Source organism: Sutterella massiliensis (genome assembly GCF_016899755.1).
GTDB classification, from domain to species: domain Bacteria; phylum Pseudomonadota; class Gammaproteobacteria; order Burkholderiales; family Burkholderiaceae_F; genus Sutterella; species Sutterella massiliensis.
Genome location: NZ_JACJJC010000035.1, coordinates 1 through 2,948, shown reverse-complemented (window position 1 = coordinate 2,948; position 2,948 = coordinate 1). Strand labels below are relative to the sequence as shown.

Here is a 2,948-nt window from a genome sequence, read left to right as displayed (position 1 = left end):
AAGCGGTAACGTCTGCATTCTTGTCAACGCGCGCATTCGTGTGAGGAAGACTTTAATCGTAACAAGAACGGTTCTTTACGAATCTTGAGTCGGAGAGACACAAAAATAATTAGTGCAAAAGAATTTCTCAATTTGTCTGCTTGGGACACGTTAAGGGAGAAAGCCGGAAGGGCTGCCTTGGCGCTCGGCACAAGATTTTTTTGAGCCCTTCGAGAATGTCCGCTCCACAGTGTCAACGCCTCCGCGTTCTTCGCCGAAATCGAACGAAGAGAAGCTTTTGCCGTGAATGTTCGAAAAGAACAAAGTGCGCTGAACCGAATCCCGAAACGTGGTTGTCAAAACCTTGAGCGCGTCGACCGTGCTGACTCCGCGGCTAACAGGAGTTTCGGCATAGAAATTCGGGACCCGATCGGGACACAGCCTGCAGACAAGCGCAAACTTCGATATGGCGATGCAAAATCGCGTCGTCTTCAGACCGTTAAGGGGGCGTGGATCGATCCGGAACGGCTGCAGAACAAACTGTCCTGCCGGCTTCGCAACAAGATGACAAAGCCTTCAACGGGTGAGGAGAAAACGCTTCGTGGCCGATCGCGCCGTTAGGCGCCGGAACGCTGCTGCCGGAAAAGCGTTTTCGCTTTTAGGCTCCGTTCAAACCGGGAAAGCCCACAGACTCTCGGGAATCATTACCGAAGCTCGATGACGTTAGAGATGCACTTCCGCGTCGTTGATATTTTTACCCGTGATGCTTTCGAGTCCGATGTGCGAATTTCGATTCATTACGGCATCGAGTGCCTGGGCCCGTTCTAGTTGTCCGGACTGTTCGATGATCCCTCGACAGACCTCGACGGCCTGTGACAGATCGTTGAAAAATTCGTCGTCGAATTCCACCGCATCTGGCGACAGGTAGGCCCCGACGGCGCGCAGACCGTTCGCAATTACCTCACGCATCTTCAGGGCATCCTGCATTTTTGAAGCGAGGATCCAAGCCATTTGGAAAAGCCGCGTATAAAGCACGAGCTCTTCCTCCTCGACCGTGCGGTTGGCAACGCGAAGCAGGAAGAGACGGTCTTCTTCAACCTTCCGTTCCTGCAATCCCTCCTTCGAGAGGAAAGTGCCAAGATACGGCGGCACCGCTACGGCGCGCGGGCGATAGTGCTTTTTCGTTCTTTTCTTCTTGGTGTTAGCCATTTTTCAGAATGAAGCGCTCGAAAAGGAAGTGAAACTCTACAGCAGTGGGCATCATTTTGCTTCATTCGGTGTCGAAGGGCCCCGTCCCTAAGTGACGAAGTGATATTTACGCCCTTCCCTCAAAAACCGTAGAGCAGTAATCGCTTTATGGCGAGCGATGTTGGAAACGCGAATGACAGATGCCTCTCTGGGCTTTGCTTTGCGCGCTCCGGGCCGGTTGAAAAGGCGCTCATCGCGCGCCTCGTCCGTCGGAAACGCCAGCCCCAAAGCGAAATTGCAAATCAGGCACGTCGCGAAAACATTAGGCAGAATCTTCTGGTTAAACCGCTCAGGAGAAGAAATGTCGACTCCCTCGCTTTATTTCGACCGCATCATTCGCTGGCTGCCGGAGACTTCACGACGGGAGTCCGTCAAGTTTTGGCGAGCTAAGAAGAATTCATTTCTCCTCGACGGTTTCCGCATCCAGGATAACGAGTTCAAAAACTCGAAGAGCAGCGTCTGCAAACGCGTTTTGCAGCTCTGCAACAAGCAAAGCGACGCAGCCATTGTTTGGCTGGCAGGACTCGCGCATCCAACACCAAATTCACCGATCGGCGAGTTCTATTTCCCGGACTATGCAAAAGATCCTTCTGCGCTCACGCTGGCCCAGGTCGACAGCCTTTCTGCGGTTCCCCCCTTCACTATGTGCGTCTTCTCCGCTCAAGTTCTGCAAGAAGCGCTGAAGCGCATACGCGAGCGCCCTGCCGAAAACAAGTCGCAGGAAGCCGACAAGGCGATCTTTGAAGAACTCGACGCCGACTTCAACCGCATTGTCGAGGCGGTTCCTGCCTTGCGCGAGTTCCTTACCGCAGATGAGGGTACGGCTGAAGAAGCATCCGACGAGAAATCGGAAAAAGCGGAAAAGTCCGTGAAAGAAGAAAAAGCTGCAAAGGCGGCACCAGAGACATCATCCACTATCGAGAAGCAACCGCCGCCCAAAAGTCGCTCACAAGGAAACGGAGGCGCCTATCGCACTGGAGCAGGACGATGCCGCTAACGCGTCGGCCAAGGAAGTACCTTCGCCGGCTCAGGAGGCTGCGGATGCTCAAAGCACCGGAATCCGGCCTACATCCGAGACGGTCGACAAGCGGCCTCCTGTTGTCGAGAAACCGATCCCCCGACGGTTTACGCTCGGCATTCCCTTCCTCTCGATCACCGAACCCGCGCCCGGTAACTGCCGCGTACTCAGCTGTGTCCGTCAGATCGGATCCTTTTTCAATTTCTATCCGACAGCCGTCTTCGAAGACGGCGCTTGGATGCCCATCACCATGACAGAAGCTCGGGAGCGATTCCCGAAGTTCGGCGGCATCAACCTGTTCTCGCAGCAGCGTCGCACGTTCCTGACGACGACGCCGTATCTCCTCGACTGGGGCGAAACGGAACTCATCCAGACGGCCGAATCGAATCCAGACTACGGCATTCGGCTCAATGCCGATCAGGTGTTCCACGACGGCCTTATGCGGCCGACGTCCGACCTCTGCGGTTTCGTCGTCGTGTATCCGGAAAACGGCCGCATGCCTGGTCCAAACAAGAGCGACCTCGTGCGAGTGAGCTTTTCCCCGAAACCGCTCAACGAAAAGCCGGATGCCTCCGGCCGCCCGATCAACGTCGCCGAACTGCTCGGCTTCCTGAACACCCCGGTCCTCATCGCTGCCGACGACCGCTTTTACGGCCCGTACAGGCTCGCGGAAGACGCGTCCGGCAATCGGTACGTCAAGATC

3 protein-coding genes are annotated in these 2,948 nt (G+C 55.3%); 2 read left to right on the top strand and 1 reads right to left on the bottom strand.

Annotation, left to right across the window (positions count from 1 at the left end):
• Positions 1–702: 702 nt before the first annotated feature.
• Positions 703–1,188: a hypothetical protein gene (locus tag H6A60_RS10930; RefSeq protein ID WP_205104539.1), complete on the bottom strand. Its 486-nt coding sequence runs from the start codon at positions 1,186–1,188 to the stop codon at positions 703–705.
• A 172-nt stretch (positions 1,189–1,360) separates the two neighbouring features.
• Between H6A60_RS10930 and H6A60_RS10925 the strand changes: the two genes are divergently transcribed.
• Positions 1,361–2,224, top strand: coding sequence for a hypothetical protein (locus H6A60_RS10925; RefSeq protein ID WP_205104537.1), 864 nt, complete (start codon positions 1,361–1,363; stop codon positions 2,222–2,224).
• A 271-nt stretch (positions 2,225–2,495) separates the two neighbouring features.
• Positions 2,496–2,948 (top strand): hypothetical protein (locus H6A60_RS10920; protein ID WP_205104535.1); only part of this gene is annotated, 453 nt, incomplete at its 3' end.

Excerpts from the sequence above, each read along its gene's own strand:
- H6A60_RS10925 (WP_205104537.1), top strand. The coding sequence starts at position 1,361 with ATGACAGATGCCTCTCTGGGCTTTGCTTTGCGCGCTCCGGGCCGGTTG.
- H6A60_RS10930 (WP_205104539.1), bottom strand. The coding sequence starts at position 1,188 with ATGGCTAACACCAAGAAGAAAAGAACGAAAAAGCACTATCGCCCGCGC.